At 42.0% G+C, this 24314-nt stretch carries 25 protein-coding genes, 1 pseudogene and 2 riboswitches; of the genes and pseudogenes, 16 read left to right on the top strand and 10 right to left on the bottom strand.

Annotated features, from left to right (window positions below; all coding sequences use genetic code 11):
• A partial coding sequence (locus VE944_RS19175; RefSeq protein ID WP_324980317.1) for a dienelactone hydrolase family protein occupies window positions 1-216 on the top strand: 216 nt, incomplete at its 5' end.
• 66 nt (window positions 217-282) lie between these two features.
• Here VE944_RS19175 and VE944_RS19170 read toward each other — a convergent pair.
• Window positions 283-3417 carry an MFS transporter gene (locus VE944_RS19170; protein WP_324980314.1) on the bottom strand — a complete coding sequence of 1045 codons (3135 nt, stop codon included), beginning with the start codon at window positions 3415-3417 and terminating at the stop codon, window positions 283-285.
• Window positions 3418-3908: 491 nt separating this feature from the next.
• On the opposite strand from VE944_RS19170, the pseudogene VE944_RS19165 reads away from it, so the two are divergent.
• The 6 genes and pseudogenes from VE944_RS19165 (at window position 3909) to VE944_RS19140 (ending at window position 5401) form a co-directional block, all read left to right on the top strand.
• A pseudogene (locus VE944_RS19165) lies at window positions 3909-4123 on the top strand (high light inducible protein).
• Between the two features lie 43 nt (window positions 4124-4166).
• Window positions 4167-4379 carry a high light inducible protein gene (locus VE944_RS19160; protein WP_324980311.1) on the top strand — a complete coding sequence of 71 codons (213 nt, stop codon included), beginning with the start codon at window positions 4167-4169 and terminating at the stop codon, window positions 4377-4379.
• A 43-nt stretch (window positions 4380-4422) separates the two neighbouring features.
• Window positions 4423-4635: a high light inducible protein gene (locus VE944_RS19155; RefSeq protein ID WP_324980309.1), complete on the top strand. Its 213-nt coding sequence runs from the start codon at window positions 4423-4425 to the stop codon at window positions 4633-4635.
• A gap of 42 nt (window positions 4636-4677) precedes the next feature.
• Window positions 4678-4890: a high light inducible protein gene (locus tag VE944_RS19150; protein ID WP_324980307.1), complete on the top strand. Its 213-nt coding sequence runs from the start codon at window positions 4678-4680 to the stop codon at window positions 4888-4890.
• A 43-nt stretch (window positions 4891-4933) separates the two neighbouring features.
• Window positions 4934-5146 (top strand): high light inducible protein, encoded by a 213-nt coding sequence (locus VE944_RS19145; RefSeq protein WP_324980304.1) that lies wholly within the window; start codon window positions 4934-4936, stop codon window positions 5144-5146.
• Between the two features lie 42 nt (window positions 5147-5188).
• Complete coding sequence (locus VE944_RS19140) at window positions 5189-5401, top strand: high light inducible protein (protein WP_324980301.1); 213 nt, start codon at window positions 5189-5191, stop codon at window positions 5399-5401.
• A gap of 332 nt (window positions 5402-5733) precedes the next feature.
• Here VE944_RS19140 and VE944_RS19135 read toward each other — a convergent pair whose 3' ends face one another.
• From VE944_RS19135 to ntrB, 4 genes are all read right to left on the bottom strand, one after another.
• On the bottom strand, window positions 5734-6351 hold the full coding sequence (locus VE944_RS19135; protein ID WP_324980325.1) for a universal stress protein: 618 nt from the start codon (window positions 6349-6351) through the stop codon (window positions 5734-5736).
• Between the two features lie 175 nt (window positions 6352-6526).
• Window positions 6527-6641, bottom strand: a riboswitch (cyclic di-AMP (ydaO/yuaA leader).
• Window positions 6642-6679: 38 nt separating this feature from the next.
• The gene (locus VE944_RS19130) at window positions 6680-7516 is read right to left on the bottom strand and encodes an ABC transporter ATP-binding protein (RefSeq protein WP_324980298.1); all 837 of its coding nucleotides are present in this window, start codon (window positions 7514-7516) and stop codon (window positions 6680-6682) included.
• Window positions 7517-7568: 52 nt separating this feature from the next.
• The gene (locus VE944_RS19125; RefSeq protein WP_324980295.1) at window positions 7569-9011 is read right to left on the bottom strand and encodes an ABC transporter substrate-binding protein; all 1443 of its coding nucleotides are present in this window, start codon (window positions 9009-9011) and stop codon (window positions 7569-7571) included.
• A 78-nt stretch (window positions 9012-9089) separates the two neighbouring features.
• Complete coding sequence (gene ntrB, locus VE944_RS19120) at window positions 9090-9941, bottom strand: nitrate ABC transporter permease (RefSeq protein ID WP_324980292.1); 852 nt, start codon at window positions 9939-9941, stop codon at window positions 9090-9092.
• A 97-nt stretch (window positions 9942-10038) separates the two neighbouring features.
• Window positions 10039-10264, bottom strand: a riboswitch (cyclic di-AMP (ydaO/yuaA leader).
• A 414-nt stretch (window positions 10265-10678) separates the two neighbouring features.
• Between ntrB and VE944_RS19115 the strand changes: the two genes are divergently transcribed.
• A complete protein-coding gene (locus tag VE944_RS19115; RefSeq protein WP_324980289.1) occupies window positions 10679-11869 on the top strand; it encodes a sensor histidine kinase in 1191 nt (396 codons plus the stop codon).
• Between the two features lie 58 nt (window positions 11870-11927).
• Here VE944_RS19115 and rnc read toward each other — a convergent pair whose 3' ends face one another.
• The 4 genes from rnc to VE944_RS19095 all read right to left on the bottom strand — a co-directional run bounded on the left by rnc (window position 11928) and on the right by VE944_RS19095 (window position 15310).
• Window positions 11928-12614, bottom strand: coding sequence for a ribonuclease III (rnc, locus tag VE944_RS19110; protein WP_229553311.1), 687 nt, complete (start codon window positions 12612-12614; stop codon window positions 11928-11930).
• 139 nt (window positions 12615-12753) lie between these two features.
• Window positions 12754-13554, bottom strand: a complete 801-nt coding sequence (locus VE944_RS19105) for an NYN domain-containing protein (RefSeq protein ID WP_324980284.1) — start codon at window positions 13552-13554, stop codon at window positions 12754-12756.
• A gap of 516 nt (window positions 13555-14070) precedes the next feature.
• A complete protein-coding gene (locus VE944_RS19100) occupies window positions 14071-14679 on the bottom strand; it encodes a hypothetical protein (protein ID WP_324980281.1) in 609 nt (202 codons plus the stop codon).
• 43 nt (window positions 14680-14722) lie between these two features.
• Window positions 14723-15310: a Uma2 family endonuclease gene (locus VE944_RS19095; RefSeq protein ID WP_324980278.1), complete on the bottom strand. Its 588-nt coding sequence runs from the start codon at window positions 15308-15310 to the stop codon at window positions 14723-14725.
• A gap of 91 nt (window positions 15311-15401) precedes the next feature.
• On the opposite strand from VE944_RS19095, the gene bchD reads away from it, so the two are divergent.
• Complete coding sequence (bchD, locus tag VE944_RS19090) at window positions 15402-17435, top strand: magnesium chelatase ATPase subunit D (protein ID WP_324980275.1); 2034 nt, start codon at window positions 15402-15404, stop codon at window positions 17433-17435.
• A gap of 79 nt (window positions 17436-17514) precedes the next feature.
• On the opposite strand, the gene VE944_RS19085 is transcribed toward bchD, so the two are convergent.
• Window positions 17515-18300: an RNA polymerase sigma factor SigF gene (locus tag VE944_RS19085; protein WP_324980272.1), complete on the bottom strand. Its 786-nt coding sequence runs from the start codon at window positions 18298-18300 to the stop codon at window positions 17515-17517.
• Window positions 18301-18944: 644 nt separating this feature from the next.
• Between VE944_RS19085 and VE944_RS19080 the strand changes: the two genes are divergently transcribed.
• The 7 genes from VE944_RS19080 (at window position 18945) to VE944_RS19050 (ending at window position 24314) form a co-directional block, all read left to right on the top strand.
• Complete coding sequence (locus tag VE944_RS19080) at window positions 18945-19673, top strand: Bax inhibitor-1/YccA family protein (RefSeq protein ID WP_324980269.1); 729 nt, start codon at window positions 18945-18947, stop codon at window positions 19671-19673.
• Window positions 19674-20002: 329 nt separating this feature from the next.
• Window positions 20003-21125 (top strand): peptide chain release factor 2 gene (prfB, locus tag VE944_RS19075; protein ID WP_324980266.1). Its coding sequence is split into 2 segments (ribosomal slippage): window positions 20003-20074 and window positions 20076-21125, totalling 1122 coding nucleotides; the frame shifts between segments, so codons are not numbered across the junction.
• Between the two features lie 202 nt (window positions 21126-21327).
• On the top strand, window positions 21328-21483 hold the full coding sequence (locus VE944_RS19070) for a DUF3285 domain-containing protein (protein ID WP_100899181.1): 156 nt from the start codon (window positions 21328-21330) through the stop codon (window positions 21481-21483).
• A 39-nt stretch (window positions 21484-21522) separates the two neighbouring features.
• Complete coding sequence (ybeY, locus tag VE944_RS19065; protein ID WP_324980320.1) at window positions 21523-22050, top strand: rRNA maturation RNase YbeY; 528 nt, start codon at window positions 21523-21525, stop codon at window positions 22048-22050.
• Between the two features lie 153 nt (window positions 22051-22203).
• A complete protein-coding gene (locus VE944_RS19060; RefSeq protein WP_324980260.1) occupies window positions 22204-22665 on the top strand; it encodes a diacylglycerol kinase family protein in 462 nt (153 codons plus the stop codon).
• 278 nt (window positions 22666-22943) lie between these two features.
• Complete coding sequence (locus tag VE944_RS19055) at window positions 22944-23543, top strand: anthranilate synthase component II (RefSeq protein ID WP_324980257.1); 600 nt, start codon at window positions 22944-22946, stop codon at window positions 23541-23543.
• A gap of 3 nt (window positions 23544-23546) precedes the next feature.
• Window positions 23547-24314, top strand: coding sequence for an MBL fold metallo-hydrolase (locus tag VE944_RS19050; RefSeq protein WP_324980254.1), 768 nt, complete (start codon window positions 23547-23549; stop codon window positions 24312-24314).

Raw genomic sequence — 24314 nt, 5'->3', positions numbered from 1 at the left:
CTCGGACTCTATGGTGGGAAGGATACAGGTATTCCCGTTGATACAGTAGAGCAGATGCGCGATCGCTTAAAGGAAAGCAGCAGCAAATCTAAAATCATCGTCTACCCCGATGCACCCCACGCTTTTTTTGCCGATTATCGCCCCTCCTACCGCGAGAAAGATGCTAAGGACGGTTGGAAACGGCTTTTGGCATGGTTTAAGGAAAATGGCGTGTAAGTCTGCAAAACAAAAAAAAGCCTCCCATCGCGGGAGGCTTAAAATTAGCGGAGAAAACTTATCAATTTATTGGGTAGCTACAGCAATCACTCCTCCTAATGCAGAGAAAACTGCGGAGACGGTTGCTGTGGCAAACAGCCACCAAGCTGCTGAAGCTGCGGCTTTGCGGGTTTCCTCCGCTTGCCGTTGTGCTTGATGCTTCACCTGTTCTAGGCGGCGTTGGGCTTCATGCTGTATGCGTTCTGCACGTTGCAATACTGTGTTGCGGGCCCGTTCAATTTGGTCAATGATCCGGTTGGCATCTTCCTCAGAGATGTCTTCACGAGAACTCATGATTGCCACCAGGGTATCACGGTCAAAAGCGGACAGGCGATCGCGCAAAGCATCAAATCCTGCTTGGGGATCGTCAAAAAATGTGCGGACATCGTGCTTGATATTATCGTAGTTAAGTTCCGGACGATCCAAGGAGTTTAGATAGTTACGAATGCGGGCAAAAACCCCATCAATTGCATCTTGAATGCCTCGTTGGATATTCCGCACTTGTTCTACAAATTGATCCCTTACGGACACCATGTTATCAGCAATCCGCGCCGCTTCTTCATCAGAAATATCTTCCCGAATTTTCAGCAGGGCGATGATGGTAGAACGGTCAAAATGGGAAAGGCGATCGCTAAAAGTTTCTACCCCAGCTCGCGGATCGTGCAGGAGTAGTTGCAAGTCGCGTTTAATACCTTCAGGATTAAGTTCTTCCTTGCCTGTTTGACGCAAATACTCTTCTACATAAGCTTTGAATGTTTCCGCTCTTTGCTGTGTGCGGGTAGCTAAACGACGAGGCGCACGCACAAAGTTGCGAATCGAAGTTTGCGTGGAATCAATGATTTCATTAACTTGTTCTTCACTCAAGTCTTTACGTTGACTGAGTAACTTCACCAGTGTATCCCGGTCTACCTGCGACAACCGACGGCGCAGTGCTACGGCTCCCTCTTTGGGATTTTCAAACAATCTGGTCAAATCTCGCCCAATACCTTCTGGGTTCAATTCTTGTTTACCAGTATTCCGCAGATAATCTGCGATCGTGGTAGTAACAGAGTCGTATTGCTCTTTAGCTTTATCCACTACAGCTTGGGGTGTGTGGCGAATACTATGCCACGACTCCTCAGCAGCATTGATGGTTTGATTAACTTGATCTTCACTCAAATCTTGCCGTTGACTCAACAGTTGTACCAAGGTATCGCGGTCAAAGCGAGACAACCGCGCCCGAATTGAGCTAATTCCAGCTTGGGGATCTTCTAGTAGCTTTTTAAACTCCGCGCGGATGGCATCAGGATTCAGTTCCGATTTTCCTGTATTACGCAGATATGATTCTACATTCAGCCACAGGGTTTCTGCTTGATATTGCGCCTGTTCTGCTAGCCCTTTGGATTCTACCAGGACGCGATCGCGTTGTTTTTCTAACTCATCAAGAATGCTGTCCACTTCATATAGTTGGACATCATTACGTTGCAGCAATACCGCCCGTATTTCCTGACGATCAAGGTGGGCTAGTCGCAATGTCAGAGTTTCATAATCTGCATCTGAGTCTTGCAACAGTGGTTTGAAAGTTTGCTCAATACCTTCTGCTGTCAAATCGGCTTTCGGAGTAACCAGCAGATAACTTTCCACTGCCCGTTGCAAGTCTTGGACTATCTCTCTTTCTTCAATACCTGTAACGATCACTAGTACATCTTTGCGGACAGTATCTAACTGATCTGCAATGCGCTGAATTTGGGCTTGGGTAAGCAGTCCACGTTGTTGCAAGATATTGACGAAATCGTTGCGGGATAGTCGTTCTAGTTCCCTGCGGACTATTCCAGGGTCAGCTGCTGGGTCATAGAGGACATCACGAAATTCTTGGGCAATTTTTTCTTGGCTCAGTTGCCAAGCATAAGTGTTGTGCAGGTAGTTTTCAACATCAGCCCGAATTGGGCTATAGGGTTGTGATGGTGTTGGCAAGCCTAGCTTATCTGCTTGTTGGGTGACTTTATCTTTGGCGGTGGTGAGACTACGCAAGATTTTTTCCACATCCAAATCAGGCAAATCTGCCCGTCCCATCACAGTGGCGGTTAAAGCGGATAGTGCTTGCTGGATTGTGCTTTGCATTGGGCCAGAGGCTGGCTTTTGGTTTTGGTCACCCTCTTTGGAACCACCCTGTTCTGCTAATAACCGATCCAGTTTAGCGTTGAGTTCATCTGTTTTGTTTTGTCCTGCTGGAAGTGATTTCAGATAATCCATCAACTCACCCAGACGGTCTTCGGTGGGTGATTGCTGACTCACGACTTGCTGCCAAACTTTATACAACGTATCAGCAATCCGGCTAACATCTTTTTTGGAAAGGTCGGTGCGGCTGCTGACTAACTCGATAAACTTCTGACGGTCGATGTTGCGAATATCTGAAGTCCCTGCGATCGCTTTTAATTGCGGATCGTTGAGTAAATTTTCAAAGTCACTCCGAATCTTTGACAAATCTAGCTCTGGAGGACGGATCTTTTCTAAGTAATCCTCTATATTCTCGCGGATACTTCCAGGGTCGATGGCGCTTCCTAGTTCCCGGCGGACGGCGGCGGCGGCGGCTTCAGCTGTTGCTACAACTTGGTTATTGACAGCCTTTGCGCCCAGTGCGGCGGTGGCTGTGCCCATAATTGCCTGAAAACCGGAAGTTGCCGTATTGACAACTGAACCAATTAAGGAACCTACGGTGGTGGAACTTACCCAGACGAGGAGCAAAAAGTAAGCACCCCAAATTACCAAACCGAGAATCGCTCCCAATCCTGGGCTAAAGATTTCCTGGCTCAATTTTACCGCGAGATAACAGGCAAAAAATAAGGCGACCGTCACAGTGCCTAATGTCCAAAGCCCCACTGCGGTGCCAATTTTGCGAATGTTACCGCCCAAACTTTCCGCTTCCCCACTATCTGAATCTGAGTCTGAGTTAGATGAATGCCCCAGGTAGGAAATACCGCCTGCAAGGGAAAGATTAGTTAGAACTAATTGGAAAGCAAAGGCTAAAATCACGCCTGAGATTAAAGCCACAAAAAAGCGCGGCCCAGAAATGAGAGCCGATGCCTGTGCTGGCGTGACGTTTGAGGTATCTAATGATGGAGTCTGTGCTACCCACAATAGTGGTTTGTAGAGTCCCAGCATGATTTCCGTACTTTGGAACATTGTATTTCCTTCTTCTAAGGTTTAAATTTGGGGAATTAAGATTTTCTTGAGAAGCAACTCTTAGTATTTATGTATGTTTGTACCTATGGCAATACCTAACTCATTAGCTCAGAATCGTAGAATTTGGCTATTTAAAGCATCTCTCTAAAGATTGAAAAGTGTATCCAGCGAAAGATATAACTTTTATTATCCTTCGGTAAGAATCTTAATCAAATTACCACCTCATCTTAATTATGTATAGCTAATTTTTACTTTTGAATTGCTTATTTGTAGCAATTGATTCTTTTGGAATTATGGTTTTTTATAACATCTTTACATTTTGTTACATATTTGTTTTTAGTCACCCTCTCAAGGTGGATTTGTCTAAAAAAATACGTTTCTGATAATCGTCCAGAAGAAGTGTCTGCGGTTTGTACCCAGAGACAGAAATAAGTCTAGTTATAAACAGCTACACTAAAGTTAACAAATGAATCGTTGAGGATAAAAAAATAATGGCAACTCGTTATTCCAGAGATTTGCCACTATTTACAACAGAATGGAATGGCAAATATCGCAATTAAATTTTGTTTGGCTGGACTCCTCAAGCCGAAATTTGGAACGGTCATTTTGCAATGATTGGCTTTTTTGCCTCTTTTTTGCCTATTTAATTTGGGATTTAGCTGGCTATAGCGTTGTTCGTGACGTTTTGCGCTTAGTTGGGTATTAAAAGATAAAACACCTGAAAAGTTACTAGATATCGGAGAAAAAAAATGGCAACTCAAGAAACTCGTCCATCTACTGATTTACCACCTGTTGCAGCAGAATACAACGGCATAGATCGCAATGCATTTCTGTTTGGCTGGACTCCCCAAGCCGAAATTTGGAATGGTCGCTTTGCAGCGATTGGCTTTCTAGCTTATCTATTGTGGGATTTAGCAGGCTATAGCGTTGTTCGTGATGTTTTACGCATAGTTGGGTATTAAAAGATTAAACACCTGAAAAGTTACTAGACATCGGAGAAAAAAAATGGCAACTCAAGAAACTCGTTCATCTACAGATTTACCACCTGTTGCGGCAGAATACAACGGCATAGATCGCAATGCATTTCTGTTTGGCTGGACTCCCCAAGCCGAAATTTGGAATGGTCGCTTTGCAGCAATTGGTTTTCTAGCTTATTTACTTTGGGATTTAGCAGGCTATAGCGTTCTTCGTGACGTTCTACGCATAGTTGGCTACTAGAACATTAAGCACCTGAAAAATTACTAGATATTGGAGAAAAAAATGGCAACTCAAGGAACTCGTCCATCTACAGATTTACCACCTGTAGCAACAGAATACAACGGTCGCGATCGCAATGAATTTCTGTTTGGCTGGACACCTCAAGCTGAAATTTGGAATGGTCGCTTTGCAGCAATTGGTTTTCTAGCCTATCTATTGTGGGATTTAGCAGGCTATAGCGTTCTTCGTGACGTTTTACGCATAGTTGGCTACTAGAACATTAAACACCTGAAGAACTACTAAATATCGGAGAAAAAAAATGGCAACTCAAGGAACTCGCCCATCTACAGATTTACCACCTGTTGCAACAGAATACAACGGTGTAGATCGCAATGCATTTCTGTTTGGCTGGACACCTCAAGCCGAAATTTGGAATGGTCGCTTTGCAGCAATTGGTTTTCTAGCTTATTTACTTTGGGATTTAGCCGGCTATAGCGTTCTTCGTGATGTATTGCACTTAGTTAGCTACTAGAATATTAGACATTTGAAAAATTACTAAATATTGGAGAAAAAAATGGCAACTAAAGAGACTCGTCCTTCTACTGATTTACCACCTGTTGCAGCAGAATACAACGGCGTAGATCGCAATGCATTTTTGTTTGGCTTGACTCCCCAAACCGAAATTTGGAATGGTCGCTTGGCAGCAATTGGCTTTCTTGCCTATTTACTTTGGGATTTAGCTGGCTATAGCGTTGTTCGTGACGTACTACATATCGTTAGTTATTAGCGATAAGTGAGGAGTTAGTAGTGATGAGTTTTAAATCAACTATTAATTAATAACTCGAAACTGATAATTATTAACTCCTCCCTAAAACTGAATTTAGAACTATAAAAAGTTCATTTTCTAAGCATGAATTGTCTATTCATGCTTTTCTTTATTTAGAGCAAAAACCGAGCAAATATATATAAAGCTGAAGCTACAAGTTGCAATAACATAGTGTAAAAAATTTTAAACGATATCCGGTGTCAATGTTGATCGTAGCGAAAAAAGTCACCTATAACTAGGTGACTTTTTTATCATTACAATTAGATAAAAATTACTGAAATTCTTAACAGTGATTATTCATCAATACAACTAGGAATACCCAAAACAGCGCAGGGGAAATTAGAACCTAGTGCCTCAATCATCGGATGATTGACAGAATTGCAACCAAGAAACAGAATATCAGCAGCTTCTGATTCAACAACTTTGTTCAGTTCTGTAGAAATGCAGCCAAACCGTAAATGAGATTTGAAGCAACCTTGCCATTCTTCAGCCAGACTTCGGGCTTGCCAGAGAATTATATCTGCTTGTTGCAGGGGCGTTACCACTGTCTGCAATTGGGGTTGAGTTAATACCTGTGTGGTAGATGATATTTCATTGATTTGGCACTCAAATGGAGGCTGTTGTATTGGTAAGCTCAAGACATTTGAATACTGGCTTTTTGAATTATCTTCTAGCACATAAACGGCTTGAACTGTGACTTCTGCATTAGTAGCTAAACGCGTTTGATGGGCAATCCAAAAGGCAATATCTAGCGCCGTATGACTCTTAGGAGACGCGTCATAAGCAACAATTAAATTAATTGCTTTTGCTTGTTGAGGTTTTTTAGAAAAAGGTTTTTTTGGTTCTGGCAACAGTACCATTTGTTCAATTAAGTCATCTCGGCCTGTGGCACTTTGCAGACGTGCTAACATTGGCTTAATTTGCACAGCTTTACTTCTCCCAATAATATGAATTAACAATGAGAAGCAGGGCGATCAATTTGAGATTTTGGACTTTGGATTTTAGATTGAGTGACGATAACCAAAATTTAAAATCTTAAATCAATCAAGGAAACCCCAATAATAACTGTATTACAGCCAAACTGTTGGGGGTTCCTTCCATTGCCTACGGAGTTAGCTGACGGGCTAAGACTGGAAGGTGTCTCTCGTAAGATTAGCCCCAAACATTGGTTCCTCCGTTCCAAATTCAGCTTTCATGAATTTGAATTAGGCTACCCACTAAAAAAAATGATAATCTAATTTACTCGTCTTGGGCAAAATACCGATCAAGGAAATTCAGAGCGTGATTGCGGAGATCAAAATATTCTTTTGAGTTTCGCATAGCCGCGCGATCGCGTGGATGCTCAAAAGGAACTTCTAATATTTCCCCTATACTAGCAGCTGGGCCATTGGTCATCAAGACGATGCGATCGGACATATAAATTGCTTCGTCTACATCGTGGGTAATCATCATCACTGCCTGACGATTATTTTCCCAAATATCCAATACCTGGCGCTGCAATTTGCCACGAGTTAATGCATCTAGCGCTCCAAAAGGTTCATCCATTAGTAACATTTTAGGACGAATTGCTAAAGCTCTGGCAATACCTACTCGTTGTTTCATACCTCCAGAGATTTCATCAGGATATTTGTCAGCCGCCGCCGTCAAGTTTACCATTGCCAAGTGTTCATTTACAATGCTAATTTTCTCAGATCGATTAGCATTTTTTAGCACTTCATCTACAGCTAAACGGATATTCTCTCGCACGGTTAACCAAGGTAACAGCGAATAGTTTTGAAATACCATCATCCGTTCTGCTCCTGGCTTATGAATTTCTTTTCCATCTAGCCGGACTGAGCCAGAAGTGGCTTTTTCTAAACCAGCTACTATCTTTAGTAGAGTTGATTTACCACAACCAGAGTGACCAATTACAGAAATATATTCATCTTCACCAATCGTCAGATTAACCCCATCTAAAACGACAAAATCATCTTTATCAGGTGTCGGATAAGACTTGACTAAATTTTCAACTTCTAAAAATCCATTGCGGGGCATGACTTCTTTGTAGGTATTAATAGGTAATGAAGTATAACTCATCCTTAAATGCTCCTTTCTAATTTATTCATTAGTCAATATTTGAACTTGGGATTTAAGACATGAAAAAGTTAGTGGGAGCATTAGCCCTGATAGCAAAACTATTTAGATAGCCCACCGGATCGCTGGGGTCGAAGCCTTTCTTATCTATAAATACTTCTGGTGGTTCGACCTTGTAATCATCCTTGGGGCACTCGATGCCCATTTCAGATGCTATCTCCCGATATAAATCTGCTCTCCAGCCAAGTTCTGCTAATTTCTCAGCATTTTTTGGGAATTCCTTTATTTGTCCCCACCGTGCTGCTTGTGTCATCATCCAGATACTTCTCGATCTCCATAGAAATGTGGAGTGTTCTCCTGGCTGTTTGGGAAGGTTGTCAGGAATATCGAAGAAAATCGTGGTGTCAGCAGCTTTGATGGTGCGGTCTTTGCCGTCAAAGCCGCCATAGTTGTAGTTGCCGAGAATTCCCGGACTTGTAAACTTCGCAATTGGGGCATCTTTCTTTTTAGGTCTAGCACCTGTAAAGGAACGGTCTGTTATCAGTTCGGCTACTTCTTGGCGATTTTCTGCTTTGCTGCAATACTGACAGGCTTCAATCATCGCCTTGACTAGAGAACGATAGGTTTTGGGATTTTTGTCGATGAAAGATTCCATCACCCCCAAAAGTCGATCTGGGTGTCCCAACCAGACTTCTTTACCTTGTGCAAAGGTAAAGCCGATGTTTTCGTTACCCGTTATTGCCCTTGTGTTCCAAGGTTCTGCAACCATGTAAGCTTGCATTGCACCAATCCGCACATTTGTCACCATTTGGGGTGGCGGAACGATGATGACGCGAAACTCTTTAAGTGGATCAATGCCTGCGGCGGCGGATAAGTAACGGACAAAGTATTCGTAAATGGAGGAACTTAATACTACTGCCCAAACTCTGTTTTCTGGCGGTTGCTTGTCAAAGTAGCCTCGGAAATCGCGCCCAAAGGCTTCTAAAGCGCCATCGCCATATTTTTCTTGATACTCATACCACGGACGCAGCCCAAAATCCCACATGGCTTTGTTCATTGTCATGGCGTTACCGTGGCGGTGAATGGTCATCGCTGCACACAAGGGGGCATGACGTGCGCCTTCAGCACCAATTCTGGCGTTAGTAACTGCACCAGATACGACGGGTGAAGCATCCAGGCGACCAAAAATTACACCGTCGCGGGAGGTGGCCCAACTAGCTTCGCGGTTGAGTGTAACGTTTAAACCATACTTGCGGAAGAAGCCTTTTTTCCAGGCGATCGCAAATGGCGCACAATCATTAACAGGAACGTAACCAACTGTAAGATCGGCTTTCTCTAGGTCGCCGCTTTTTACTAGTGGTTGCACAGCTAAAGCTTCTTCGGTCAATCCTTTGGCTGATCTATCTCCTGAAATCGCACACGAGGACAGCGCCATTCCCGCCGTTGTTGCTCCTATTCCCTTAATAATATCTCGTCGAGTCCAGTTAATATCACCCATTCTTGTAGCTCCATTGGTGATTAATTACTCACGCTTCAGGCGCAGAGTCTCTTCTGTTTTGATAGCAGCCGAATTTTGTTAGTTGGAAGTTTTAGGGCGGTGGGTTACTAATTCTTGGATTTTGTCCACGGCGTAATCCAGGATTAACCCGGTTACACCAATTATCAACACAGCTAAAAAGACTGAACTCAGGTTTAAGCGACTCCATTCATCCCAGACAAAAAAGCCGATACCAATACCGCCTGTAAGCATTTCTACAGCAACGATTACCAGCCAAGCTATGCCTAAACTAATTCGTAAACCTGTAAAAATATACGGCAAACTTGCAGGCCAAATGATTTTTGTAATCCGTCTCCAACGAGGCATTTCTAGCACTCGTGCCACATCTAAATAATCTTTGGGAACGCTAGAAACTCCTAAAGCGGTATTAATAATTGTTGGCCACAAGGAAGTAATAAAGATGACAAAAATGGCTGACGGATCTGCTAAATTGAAAATTGCTAAGGCGATGGGTAGCCAAGCTAAGGGCGATACAGGTTTAAAAATTTGAATGATCGGATTAAGCGCTAGCATTGCCGGTCTAGACATGCCAATTAGAAACCCCAGAGGAATCGCTACTACCGCACCCAACAAAAAGCCTATTAATACCCGGCGCAGACTTGCGATCAATAGCCAACCAATTCCTAAGTTGCCTGGGCCTCGCTGGTAGAAGGGATTTAAGATGTAGTCTAGATTAGCAATTAACGCTTCTGGTGGGGTGGGCATCAATTCATGGTTGGCAAGTGCAATAATCCACCACAACACAATTATTCCTAAAAACCCCAACACAGGTAGAAAGAAGACATCTCTGAAGATGACAGGTTTCGTCTTCTTCCAAGCAGCTTGTCCAGCGATCGCTGCGATCGCTGCTAAATTTAATTGAAATATCATTTACGACCTCAACAGATTTAAGTGCAGGTACAAAAAATCCGAGCAGTACCAGCCTTGGACACCGATGAGATCGGAACATTATAAAAATGCCGTCTCTTCAGTCTCCTCTCAATGCCTACGAAGTTAGCTGACGGGCTAGGGCTGAGAGATGCCCTTCTAAGGAAAGTTATGAGTTATATAAGTTATGAGTTATGAGTTAAATATTTAGTAACTTCTAACTCCTCACTCTCAACTCCTCACTTTCTATGAGATACGCCCCACAATTTGGTTCCTCCGCTCCAGCGTTATGCACTGTGACACGCTGAATTAGGCTGACTTACTCTAATGGATACTAAATTATGCACAATATAACATCAATGCTCAGTAAAAGCCATTGGTATTATGATAAATGTTGTTAATTTTAATACTATATTAAGTGTTTGTTCGCAATTGTTTGTAGTAAATGAAACTTATAATTTTAGTAGTGTTGTGGTGAACTCCTTACACCGACTGCTAAATAATATAGTCGAGCCAAGCATCAAGAATGTTACGTGCTTGATTAATATTTTTTAATAAAAAATAGATGATACTGAAAAATTTTAGATACAGTTAGTTAATCAACAAACAAAAAAACATGGAGGATGTACTCCTTTTGGTAGGTGAAGAAAATTAGTAAATATGGTAAAACCTCCCTGCACTCGCTAAACTAATTGGATATGGAACTTTACTCATCTATCTTCTAGCTGATATTTAATATAATGGATTTTAGTCAAGTACTGGCTGAAAAAACGGACACCATCATCTATAAATGGGTTACAGCAGTTCGCAAGGATAGACGGATTGAAAGTGCTGATGACTTATCTTACACAGCAGTAAAAGATCACATCCCTGATGTTTTGAGAGCAATGGTGACAGTGCTTTCAAAATCTCAGGATAATGATATTCAGTCAATAGTTACTGCCAGTTTTCAGCATGGAGCTATTCGAGCGGAACAAGGGTTTGATCCAGCAGAAATTGCCAGAGAATATCATCTACTGCGAACAGTAATATTTGATGTTCTACAACCAGATTTAATGGAGGGAACACCTGTAGAAATAATTCGTTCCATGCGTTTGATTGACGCTATCATAGACGAAGCGATCGCTCGCTGTTTCAAGAGTTATGTTGAGGAGCGGTTGCGAGAATTACACCAGTTGCAGTTATCACTAACACTCCATAATGATCAACTTACGCGTTTAATTAGCGCAAATCAAGAGTATCTTTCACAACTAGCCCACGAATTGAAACATCCTCTAACTTCGATTATTGGTTACTCTGATCTATTTTTACGCCAACAACGACGAAACACTGAGATAAAAGACAACTATACCAATCTAGAACATATTGAGCGCGTGTTACGCAACGGTAGACAGTTACTCCATCTAATCAATGATGTATTAGAACTTTCGCGGCATGATGCAGGGCAGATAAAACTCCAACTAGCACCCACCGATGTGCGTGAATTAATTAATAATGTATGTGAAATGTTGGAACCTTTAGCTGGTGGGAAAAATTTAAAAGTCGTAGTAGATTGCGATCGCGCTCCCAAAGAAATAATCACAGATCCTTTCCAATGCCAACAGATTGTTACAAATCTTATTAGTAATGCAATTCGCTATACAGAGTCGGGGACTATTATTATAATGAGTCAGGTGTTGGAGAATGAGAAATGGGCGATCACGGTTTCTGACACTGGAATTGGCATTGCACCAGAGAACCAAGCCCAGATATTTGAAGCTTACTTTCGCGTAAGTGCTAGCGATCGTCCCTATCTCCCTGATAGTACAGGATTGGGATTAGCGATCGTCTCCCGCTTAGTAAAACTACTCGAAGGTGAAATTAAGCTAGTCTCTGAAGTAGGCGTTGGTTCTACCTTCACCGTAATTTTGCCCTTACAAATAGAGAGTTGATTTCGCGCCAAGACGTAAAATTCTTCTTTGCACCTTTGCGTGAAATCAAAAAACATTATTACAACAATCCTTGTTTTTTCAACTTATCTAGCGCATCCTCAGCAGCAGCTTTTTCAGCATCTTTTTTATTCCGTCCTTTACCTTCGCCATAAAATTTTTCATTTACCAATACTTTTGCGATGAATTCTGGCGCGTGAGAAGGGCCTCCTATTTGTTCTGTAAAATATTTGGGGGGATTTGGAGTAACGTTGCGTTGCACCCATTCTTGAAAGCGATTTTTTGAGTCTACATTAGAACGAGACACAACTATATGCTTAGGATCTACAGAATCAAATAACGGTTCTATAATTGCGCGAACCGTTTCAATATTGGAATCATTATCTAAATAGTAAGCACCAAGTACAGCTTCAAAGGTGCTACTAAGCAAATTAGGATTTTGGAAGCCTCCGTCTCGAATTGCGCCTTTTCCTAACCGCATTCTAAAGTCTAAACCTACCTCCTCGGCGAACTTTGCTAATTGTTTCTCATCTACCAGCGCCGAACGCCGCCGGGTTAATTCATCTTCTCCCATTTCTGGGTGACACTTGTATAGATATTCGCCACTTAAGAAATTCAGCAAAGCATCACCGAGGAATTCTAAGCGTTCATTATGTTCGCCTTCCCCTGGGTTTTCATGGACGTAAGAACGGTGGGTAAGCGCATGGCGTAGAAGTTTTTCATTATGGAATATTAGAATTTTGTGCATTTTTCTCTTGTGTTTTGTTGCGTAAATTGACTGTTGGGAAACTTTACAAGTGTGATTGTCTTCAGACATGAAAAAACCGCAAATTGCGGTGTGTTACTAAAACCCAGTTTTTTATTCAACTGGGTTTTTCAAATCGATTTTAGGCAGCCAGTATATCTAACTCAGTTAAAAACAACTCCTGATTTTGCTTTCGGACTTTCCCATCCTTGACAGCAACATCAATAAACTGGCTAAAACTCTTAAATTTATTGCCATCAGGCATTGAAATAGATGAGCATCCTTTATAGTTAGCACAACGTTGACGCATCAATCTATCAATACGACCAAATACGGTAGGCTTACCTTGGCTTAAGGCAGTTTTGGTAGCTTCAATTAGATACTCTATAGCCTCATTGTAATTAATTCGAGACACAATATCCGTGTTTGGCGGTTGAGTCTTATTGCTATAGGCAACTAGCTGAGGTAAGTCATCTACAAAGTAGAAGTTATCATTACCAACGAGTTTAATTAAATTTGGACTAACACTACCTCTTTGAGCAAAAATTATCACCTTTTTACCCAAGGATTTTAGAATACAAATTAAGCCAGCATAGTCCCAGTCTCCTGAAAATAGGATAATTGTTTTTAGAGAAGGATTAAAAGCAACTGCTTGAACACAGTCAGCGATCAATCGATAATCTGCACTATTATTTGAATGCTCAGGAACATCAACACACTTCATACCAAGATTTTCTAGCTGACTTTTGGTACAAACTTCGTTTAGGTAGTGTGAATTATAGTAGACATTTTTGAAGTCTATACGCCCCTTGGATTGAGCAAATTCCAGCAAAAAATGACCCTTTCCTTTAATTGAAGAGACGTTCTGAATATCGGCAAAAATACCGACAGAGTTTTTTTGCTGGCTTGTTTGTTTTTTGGAAGATTGATTAGCGTATGTCATTGTAATGTATCCAGTATTCTTTAGTTAACTGGACAGCTTCAACAAATCACACATCTAGCAGTAGCAGGGCTTTATACGAGGAATTTATACTCAAAAAGTACTTCCATGCAATAAAACTCTCTACCGTCGCTTTCGTTTGGTTTAAGTCTCAGCCGTAGAATTCCTGGCTTCCTACCAAGTTTCGCGTCATCCTTTCCCCTGAATATTCATCCAAACATCTTGTCTTCCCATTGAACGTCTAGCCAATTATTTGACCTGACATTGGGCTGAATATTCAGCCGAAGGAACAACACGAAGTTCGGCAGGAAACTAGAAATTCTGCTGCTGAGACAGCCACCAAAAACCTGCGTTTTAGAGTGCGGTTGTTTGTTCTGTCTATATGTACAGAGTTACATGGATGACTCTGGATTGTCAATATACTTATTCATGAAGATTCGTTAAAGCGCTCACCCATATCCATGAACTTTAAAAATGCTCTATGGTATTTTTTCAAAGATATTTTAGTTAATAAATGATTTACGGTTTACTTTGAGCGATCGCACCATACAAAATACCTAAAATCCTCTTAATATCCTTAATATAATATTCACTCAAATCAATCGAAACTACATTACCTTCAAGTTTGAGAAATTGCCAGATAGTACCGATAGTAACAGCACCATATATAGCTTTGATTTGATTTCCACCTCTATCGTTAAATAACTGAGCCGCTACCATTTCGGCAATACATTGGGCTAAACCAGACTTCAAATTCTCATTCTTACTTTCTACTAGGACAATTACCGGACTACGTACAAACAACTGCTCCGAAGAAAGACTCAAAATAAAATCACAAAAGCCGTTTAATCCTCGCTGGCTATCAACAGTAAAATCAACTCCCGAAAAAAAGCTGATTTCATAATTAAATTTACGTCTAATTTCTAACAGAATTGGACTTATTATCATTTCACTTCGAGCTTTTTCTGAACTTATCGCTACTGCTAAATCAACATTTTCCTTAAGAATAGTAGATAATAAGTTACTACACTCTTGCTCCTGCACATTTGCGAATAGTCCAGATGATTCGTGGATAACTAACCCAAAAGACTCAATAACTTCAATAAGTTTAAAATCACTATAAGCCATAAAACTTACTCCTTTGTCTTATGACTGAATCCTATAACAAAGTTTAAAAATTCCGCTTTGGCGGAAACACTTTAGCTAAATCAAGAGATAAATCAGGGAAGCAGGGAAAAGTTATTATCTCATTTGACAGGATAATTCGCTTATTTGAATAACCATATCTGCCTTGATTGTCCTGATATGGTTTACTGTAAGCTTCCAAATAATTATCGAATAAATTGAATATCCAATAATCAGTAATACCTGCTTGAGCATAGAGAGGGATTTTCACATCTTGGTCATAAGCTAAAGAAGAATCTGAAACCTCCATCACCAATAACACATCAGTCGGTTTAGGGTGAGCCGATAGATAATTATCATCTCGGTTTTGAACAATCGCAAAATCTGGTTCAGGTTCGCTCTTAGGTGGCAAAGTAATCGGGGCTTGAGATTGCAAAGTTGCCCTATCTCCTACAACTTTTGGGAGTTGCTTCCACAAATTCCTTAAACAAGTTTGATGAGCTTTACCTTTAGATGCCATTTCAATAATTTCCCCGTTGATTAATTCAATATGGTCATCTTCATGGAAAAAGCCCAATTCTCCAAGCCTGTGGTACTCATCCAGTGTGAAGCGTTTAGCCTGAGCAATACTCATAACCTTACCTTTCTCTCATTGCAATAATACTTATTCTAAATGTGTCAGAAATTGGTATGCTAAAGGCCGAGACTCGCTATAAAAGCAAACAATGCCTGCGCCTACTATCAACCCCACGATCACTGCCTTTCCCTTGACAGCTGTAGTCGGTCAAGAAGCAATTAAATTAGCCTTGCTGTTAGCAGCCGTTGATCCTGGTTTGGGAGGAGTAGCGATCGCAGGTCGTCGCGGTACGGCAAAATCTGTGATGGCTCGTGCTATCCACGCTCTACTACCGCCCATTGAAGTTGTCAAAGGCTCAATAAGCAACTGCGACCCCAATCACCCAGAAGAATGGGATGATCAACTTTTGGCGGAGTACGCAGACAAAGATATTCAAGATGTACCCGTCGAAATTATCCCCGCGCCTTTTTTACAAATTCCTCTAGGTATTACAGAAGACCGACTATTAGGTTCAGTAGATGTTGAAAAGTCGGTAAAACAAGGTGATACCATTTTTCAGCCTGGATTACTCGCTACAGCTAACCGGGGTGTACTGTACGTAGATGAAATTAATTTATTAGATGACCAAATATCAAATCAGCTTCTAACAGTATTATCTGATGGACGCAACCAGATTGAACGAGAAGGGATTAGTTTTCAGCATCCGTGCAAATCCCTATTTATTGCCACCTACAATCCAGAAGAAGGCGGATTACGGGAGCATTTATTAGATAGAATTGCGATCGCACTCTCTGCTGACGGTGTACTCGGCTTAGATCAAAGAGTAGAAGCAGTTGAACAAGCGATCGCTTATTCTAAATCTCCCCAAGACTTCCTCAAACAGTACAACGAAGACTTAGACTCCCTGAAAACCCAAATCATCTTGGCACGGGAATGGTTGAAAGAAGTCATCATCACCCATGAACAAATAGCCTACTTGGTAGATGAGGCCATTCGCGGCGGAGTTCAGGGACATCGCGCCGAGTTATTCGCCGCACGGGTTGCCAAAGCTGCGGCGGCTTTGGAGGGACGAACAACAGTTAATGCTGAAGATTTGCGCCGTGCTGTGGAATTGGTAATTGTACCACGCGCCACAGTTGTGCAGACACCACCACCCGAACAATCACCGCCACCTCCGCCACCGCCACCGCAACAGAATCAAGAAGAACCCCAGGACGAATCAGAAGAGGAACAAGAAGAACAAGAAGAACAGGAAGAAAATGAGGAGCAAGAACCGCCCGACATCCCAGAAGAATTTATCTTTGATCCTGAAGGGGTAATCCTTGATGACAACGTGCTGTATTTTACTCAAATGGCGAAGCGGCAAGGTAAATCTGGTAGTCGCAGCGTCATCTTTTCCGATGACAGGGGACGCTACATTAAGCCGATGTTGCCCAAAGGGAAAGCGCGACGCATTGCAGTAGATGCCACGCTGAGAGCAGCTGCTCCTTATCAAAAAGCACGAAGAGAAAGACAACCAGATAGAAAAGTTATTGTCGAACAGCCTGATATTCGCTCAAAACGCTTGGTACGCAAAGCCGGGGCGTTGGTAGTATTTGTAGTAGATGCTTCTGGCTCAATGGCATTAAATCGAATGCAATCGGCTAAAGGTGCAGTGATGCAACTGTTGACAGAAGCTTATCAAAACCGTGACCAAATAGCATTAATTCCCTTCCGGGGAGAACAGGCAGAGGTATTATTGCCTCCAACACGTTCTATTGCTTTGGCGCGTAACCGTTTGGAAAGGTTGCCCTGTGGTGGGGGTTCGCCCTTAGCGCATGGTTTAACCCAAGCTGTACGTGTCGGCTTAAATGCTCAGATGAGTGGAGATATTGGGCAAGTTGTCCTTGTAGCAATCACCGATGGGCGGGGTAATATTCCCTTAGCGCGTTCTTTGGGTGAGCAGCTAGAACCAGGAGAAAAGCCAGATATCAAAGGAGAATTATTAGAAATTGCTGCCAGAATCCGTGCTCTGGGGATGCAACTATTAGTAATTGATACAGAAAGTAAATTTGTGTCTACTGGCTTTGCTAAAGAATTATCGCAAACAGCAGGCGGTAAATATTATCATTTGCCAAAAGCGACAGATCAAGCTATTGCTGCCATGACCAAAGGTGCGATCGCTGATTTAAAATCTCGATAATTAGTCATTTGTGATTGGTCATTAGTCATTTGTCATTTGTCAGTTGCTTTTCTACTAATCACTGACCATTGACTAATGACTACGATCCAGTTGGCATTACCTGTGGTTGCAAATAGCAAATCAAATCTTGGATTCCCTTTTGCAGATACCGCGTTACTGTCATTGGACTAGTACCAATGTTTTTAGCAGCATCTTTGCGAGAAAGTTCTTTCAAAAATACCATTTCAACTGCCATGCGGGGCTTTTCTTCCAACATATTGATTGCGCCTTGAAGTTGTTGGCGTTCTTCTTCTTGTTGCAGAAGAACATGAGAACGAGGACAAGGAATTGCCTCACCCAAGGTTATTTGGCAATCAACATAGTTAACTGCGGTTGCATCTAAACTCAAAGGCATCCGATTTTGAGCAGCTAATTTGGTTTCTTGCCATTCATGCACAGATACCCGGAGGTGGCTGGCAATTTCAGCATCCTTGGGCTGACGACCTAAAGACATTGCCAAGTCCTTGCGAATCTTTTGCCCTTCATTATATAATTCTTGCCAACGACGGGGAATTTTTAATAGAGTACTGCGATCGCGCAAAAAGTGCAGCATCTCACCGCGAATGTATGGCACAGCAAAGGAACTAAAAGCATATCCTTGGCTAGGGTCGAAACGCTCAATTGCCCTAATCAAACCAAAATAACCGATTTGTTCTAAATCTTCATAAGGTTCATTACATTGATGGCTGAATTTATGAGCCATCTTCCGCACTAAGCCAGTATGTAACTGTACAAGTTTATTACGAAGTTTAATAGATGGATTCTGGTGGTACAAGTGTAATAATTCTATACCATCAGTTCGTAGAGAGGACTCACTTGTTGCCATATACATTCCTTTGTTGTAACTCCTATTCCTGGGAAAATGGAGTTGCGTATATTTTCTTCTAAGCTGTTATTATTTTGCTTAGTCAGGGAAGAATAAGCTATCGTCGTTTCACTGAACTTATGGGGGGTCTAACTCCACAATTCAGTATTTGTACGCATGATCTTTCTAACCTCTCTGTTGCAGGTTATTTTTATTTTTTCCACAACTCTTGAATGGCAGATAATCTTTAGCTTTTGCAACAAAAACTAGCTATTTATGCTGAAAAATGCATCACTGGTTTAATAGCGATCGTGTCATACTGAGCGCAACGTGGATCGGCACTGAATTCATGGCAAAAGAGACTGGAAAATTTTATCTCTTAATCCACACCGTCATTAATAAAAATCGAAAATCTAAACTTTAATGGCTCTAGAGCGAGGTCACAACATATCCCTGCCTTTGCCTTTTCCCTTTGCAATCAAGGCTAAAGAGTATGCTATCAGTACTAAAGATCCAGTGGAATCCTCAGAGAGTGATGATTCCAATTTTTAACAACGAAACTACCTTTCAGATTTTGCAACAATATTAAATCGTTGGCTGTTAACCGCAAAGATTGGTAACAATAGGAATAAGCACAACGTTTTCCTAAAAAACAGTTTTTCAATATGAGCAATACCAGTAATTTTCGTGAAGCTATCCGTGAGGCTAAATCTCACGCCCTCGTTGGCCCAAACGTAATCGCCAACGCCCTCCCCTACGTCGGTGGTGGATTGGTGCTAACCGCATTAGGAACCTACGGTGGTTTGGGAGTTATCCGTACTAACCCTGGAATATTCTTTCCCACCTTCATTGGTGCGGTGATTTTGGAGTTAGTTTTGTTCTTCGTTGCCCAAAATGTTGCCCAAAAAGGTAACAAGGGTCTTGCGCTACCCCTGTTGGCAACCTACAGCCTCTTGTCTGGATATACCCTCAGTGGCTTGGTATTTGTCGCTTTGAGATCCCAAGGTGTTGGCATTCAAGGCATTGGTTTAGCTGCCCTTGGTTGTGGCGTTACTTTTATTGCTGCCCGTCAAATTGGTTCAAATCTTTCTGAACAAGATGGGATGGCTTTGACGAAAACCATTAATCTCGGTGTTATCGCCTTGGTGGTTGTGTGCCTAGCCCAATTCGGCTTTGCCATGTTTGGTGTTTACACGCCAAATTGGTTAGAAATTGCCATCTCCGGTTTAGGAGTATTCTTGTTTGTTGGGGTTTCTGTTGTCGATTTCTACATCTTGCCCCGCACTTACAGCGATGACCAATATCTGCCTGCTGCTTTGTCGATGTACCTTACTTACATCAACTTGTTTGTCTTTATCTTGCGGTTGCTAATTGCCATCAATGGCCGCGATTAATTGTCTGTAGGCACTAATACAAGTAAAGTTTTATAAAGTAAAAACCGTGGTTGAATTTTTAGCAACCACGGTTTTTTCATTGTAGAAACACCTGCTGCGACAGAGGTATTAGACGGTAAAATTGATTTGTTTATCAAAGCCTATCTGCAACAGCTAAATCCCACTACCTCAGTGGGTAAAGAAGCGCTTGATAATTTCAAGTAAATTTTGTAACTTATACAAGCAGTGCAAAAAAAACTTGCCCAACTACAGCTAAAATCAAGAAACATAAGTATAATAAAGAGCAATTTTCCAATCCAAAGCGCTCTATCTATCATTCAGCAAGCACTATGGAAGTTTTAGAACTCAAACGCGAAATCGAAACGTTGTCTGGCCGCCTGGGTAAAACCCAGGACTATCTTTGACGTACCTGCACTGACAGCTAAAATTCAAGACCTCGAAAAAATATCAGCACAGCCAGAATTCTGGAATGACCAAACCCAGGCCCAACAAACCCTACAAGAACTCAACGACCTAAAAGCCCACCTCCAGCAATACGATCGCTGGCACGCCAATCTAGAAGATACTAAGGCAGTTGTTGAATTGTTGGAGTTAGAAACTGATGAGGCACTACTCCAAGAAGCAGAATCTACTATCACCAAGCTGAATCGTGACCTCGATCAGTGGGAGTTACAACAGTTACTTTCTGGCCCCTATGATGCGGAAGGTGCTGTACTGACGATTAGTGCTGGTGCTGGTGGCACAGATGCTCAAGACTGGGCATTTATGCTGATGCGGATGTACACCCGTTGGGGCGAAGCTCACGGCTATAAGGTAACTTTAGCTGAAGAGTCGGAGGGTGATGAAGCCGGAATTAAATCGGCAACCCTAGAAATTACTGGTCGCTATGCTTATGGTTACTTGCGATCGGAGATGGGTACACATCGCTTAGTGCGGATTTCACCTTTTAATGCCAACGGTAAGCGACAAACCAGTTTTGCAGGGGTGGAAGTGATGCCGCAGATTGATAACTCTGTGCAATTGGATATTCCAGATAAGGATTTGGAAATCACCACAACTCGCTCTGGTGGTAAAGGTGGGCAAAACGTCAACAAAGTAGAAACTGCTGTGCGGATTGTTCACCTTCCTACTGGTCTTGCCGTGCGCTGTACAGAAGAGCGATCGCAACTGCAAAATAAAGAAAAAGCCCTAAATCGCCTCAAAGCCAAGCTGTTGGTCATCGCCAAGGAGCAACGCGCCCAAGAAATTGCCGAAATTCGTGGCGATATGGTGGAAGCTTCGTGGGGAAACCAAATCCGTAACTATGTGTTTCACCCTTACCAGATGGTGAAAGATTTGCGTACAAATACAGAAACAACGGCAATTGGCGATGTAATGAATGGCGAACTTGATCCATTCATTCAAGGTTATCTGCGCCAAGAAAATAAACTAGTAGAAAATACTTCTGCATAATTTGGTATTTATAACAAGTGCTAAGTAATTAATTTTAATATTACTTAGCACTTGTTATTTATTTTTCTAAGATTGGCGCTATTGCATAGCATTCCTTCTTATTGGGGTGTTTTCAGATAAATTCCTTAGCAATATACAGGCGATCGCCATTCTATCCCAGACCAACTGTTACAGTTATAAAAGAGTCTGTGGACAAATAATTATGAGCAACACTCCTTCAACAGAACCTCAACCTAGCTACGTAAAACTCGCCATGCGAAACATGGTGCGGAAGGGTGGAACTTCCCTAAAGCATTTTGCGTTGACTGCCGTAGGGCTTTTATCTCTCCTTGTTGGTCTTGCTTACCTAACTCACTAGCAAAAAACCGTAAACCTCAGATTAGGAGACTATGTGCCCCTGAGCGTTGAACTATACGTAGAGGATGATTTTTACGAGTTGTCCCCGACAACATCTGTAAAAATTGATCATACTGATCCCCGAATTACTCCTGAAACTTGGGAAAATTGGTTTAATCACTGGTTAGAAATCCTTCACCCTCATATTCCACCAGCGCCAAGCTACGAAATCGGGCTGCGTTTGACAGATGATTCGCAAATTCAAGAACTGAATGCCCAATATCGTCAACAAAATAAGCCCACAGACGTTTTAGCCTTTGCTGCTTTGGAGGTGGATTTTCCTCAAAGCAAAGAGATGCTTGCTTCTGTACCATTATACTTAGGTGATATTATAGTGTCTGTAGATACAGCACAACGTCAAGCTCAACAGCAGGAGCATAGCTTACCTACTGAACTAGCCTGGTTAGCTAGTCACGGTTTGTTACATCTCTTGGGCTGGGATCATCCTGATGAAGAAAGTTTGGGGCGAATGTTAGAACAGCAAGTGAGATTGCTGAATGCAATAGGTATTCCTATTGACATGGAATAGTAGTAGTTCGTGTATTTCTATAGTGTTAATTTTGGGTAATACTTTTATAATACTTCTGTGGAAAATTGCTTAAAGATTGCCTCAAAGTTAATTCCGCCATTAAAATCGGCGAATATTCCCACGTAGCAACTCTGTTTTTGTGTTTTTAAGTCTATGTCCCAAAAAATTTCTTCATCACCAACGCCTACCTCGTTACAAACACTGGTGTCTAACGAACGGGAATTCTCCTGGAAAGTAGCCTCTAATTTATTCGTTAGTTTTAAATATGCCTGGGCTGGAATCAGCTATAGTTTTCAAACTCAACGCAATTTCCGCATCCACGTAAGTGTTTGTGCTTTAGCGATCGGTTTAAGCGTTTTTCTACATCTGCAAGCGGTAGAAATAGCGGTAATTGGTATAACTAGTGGTTTAGTTTTGGCATTAGAGTTACTAAATACAGCGATCGAGTCTCTTGTAGACTTAACCGTTAAGCAGACATACCATGATTTGGCAAAAATTGCTAAAGATTGTGCGGCTGGTGCAGTACTTGTTTCTGCTTTGGTAGCGGTGCTGGTAGCTGGTACGCTCCTGCTCCCTCCTCTGGTAAAGTTAATTATATCGGCTTTGTATACGTGATTTGCTCCGGCGTAGCCCAACCCAGGCATCGCCAAGTGAGCTGATAAGAGGATCACACTCTGTCTGATCACCTAGAGAACACATTATAAGCAATTCAAAAGTCAGGGGATGTCTACGATGGCCTAAGCCTACGTGCCAAGCATCCTAGATAAAGGGTTACTTGGTAATTTTTAGCCGTCCACGTCAGCGTTATTTTTACACCTAGCGAACAAATAGCATGAGATATTTGTCTATGCTTTTTGTAACTGATGAGTGGTAAAAACCAGGAGTTATGAGCTTTGATTATAGTTATCGATAATTACGACAGTTTTACATATAATTTAGTGCAGTATCTGGGAGAATTGGCAGCAGAATTCCCAGTGGCAGATGATATTAAAGTTTTTCGTAACGATAAGATATCCATAGATGATATTAAGGCATTAAAGCCCAAAGCCGTGGTTATTTCTCCTGGGCCTGGTCGCCCGGAAGATGCCGGTATTTCTTTAGAATTGATTGAACAGCTAGGGCAAGAGTTGCCAATTTTGGGTGTTTGTTTAGGACATCAAAGCATCGGTCAAGTGTTCGGTGGTAAAATAATTCCTGCTCCAGAGTTGATGCATGGCAAAACCTCTCAGGTGTCTCACACTGGGGTGGGGGTTTTTCGGGGATTAGAAAATCCTTTAACCGCCACCAGGTATCATAGTTTGGTGATAGAACGTGAGACTTGCCCAGATGTGTTAGAAATCACCGCTTGGGTTGAAGATAACACCATTATGGGAGTGCGACACCGGAAATATCCTCATATTCAGGGCGTCCAGTTTCACCCAGAGAGTGTCCTGACATCTTCAGGAAAACAGTTATTGCGAAATTTTCTGGAACAGTTACAGTCGAGAGCATAATTAATGAAACGACGACAGTTGATGGGCTATGCTGGGGCGGGGTTGGTCACAGCTTTGGTTACTAACTTGGGTTCTGAATCTCAAGCTGACGCACAATCTAGCGGTTTATCAGTTCAGTGGTTGGGTCATACTTGCTTTCTTTTTACTGGTGGCGGTGCAAAAATTCTTGTCAATCCATTTCGGACGGCCGGTTGTACTGCTGGGTATCGTCAACCGAAAGTTGCAGCAGATTTAGTACTGATTAGCAGCCAACTGCTGGATGAAGGTGCTGTAGACGTATTACCAGGAAATGCAAAACTCATCTACGAACCAGGAGTTTATGAGTTTAAAGGCATTAAGTTCCAAGGAATTGCCATAGACCACGATCGCAAAGGTGGTAAACAGTTTGGTTCAAACACCGCTTGGAGTTGGAAGCAAGGCGGAATTAATATCCTACACTTAGGTGGAGCTGCTGCACCCATTTCCATTGAGCAAAAAATCCTCATGGGGCGTCCCGATGTAGCATTTATTCCGGTGGGAGGCAGTGCAAAAGCCTACAATGCTGAGGAAGCAAAGCAGGCTGTGCAAATCTTAAATCCCAAGGTGGTGATTCCAACCCATTACCGCACACAGGCCGCTGATGCTGCTAAGTGCGATATTTCACCACTCGATAATTTTCTGACCGTGATGCAAGGTATGACAGTGCGGCGTAGCAATGGAGATAGTATTTCCATTAGCCCTAAAGATTTGCCGGAAAATAGCGTGATTCAGGTTTTGAGTTACAAATTTTGA

The sequence above is a fragment of the Nostoc sp. genome (genome assembly GCF_035638895.1).
In the GTDB taxonomy this organism is placed as follows: Bacteria; Cyanobacteriota; Cyanobacteriia; order Cyanobacteriales; family Nostocaceae; genus Nostoc.
Note: the sequence above shows the minus strand (reverse complement) of the source record. Positions and strands in the feature narration are given on the sequence as shown.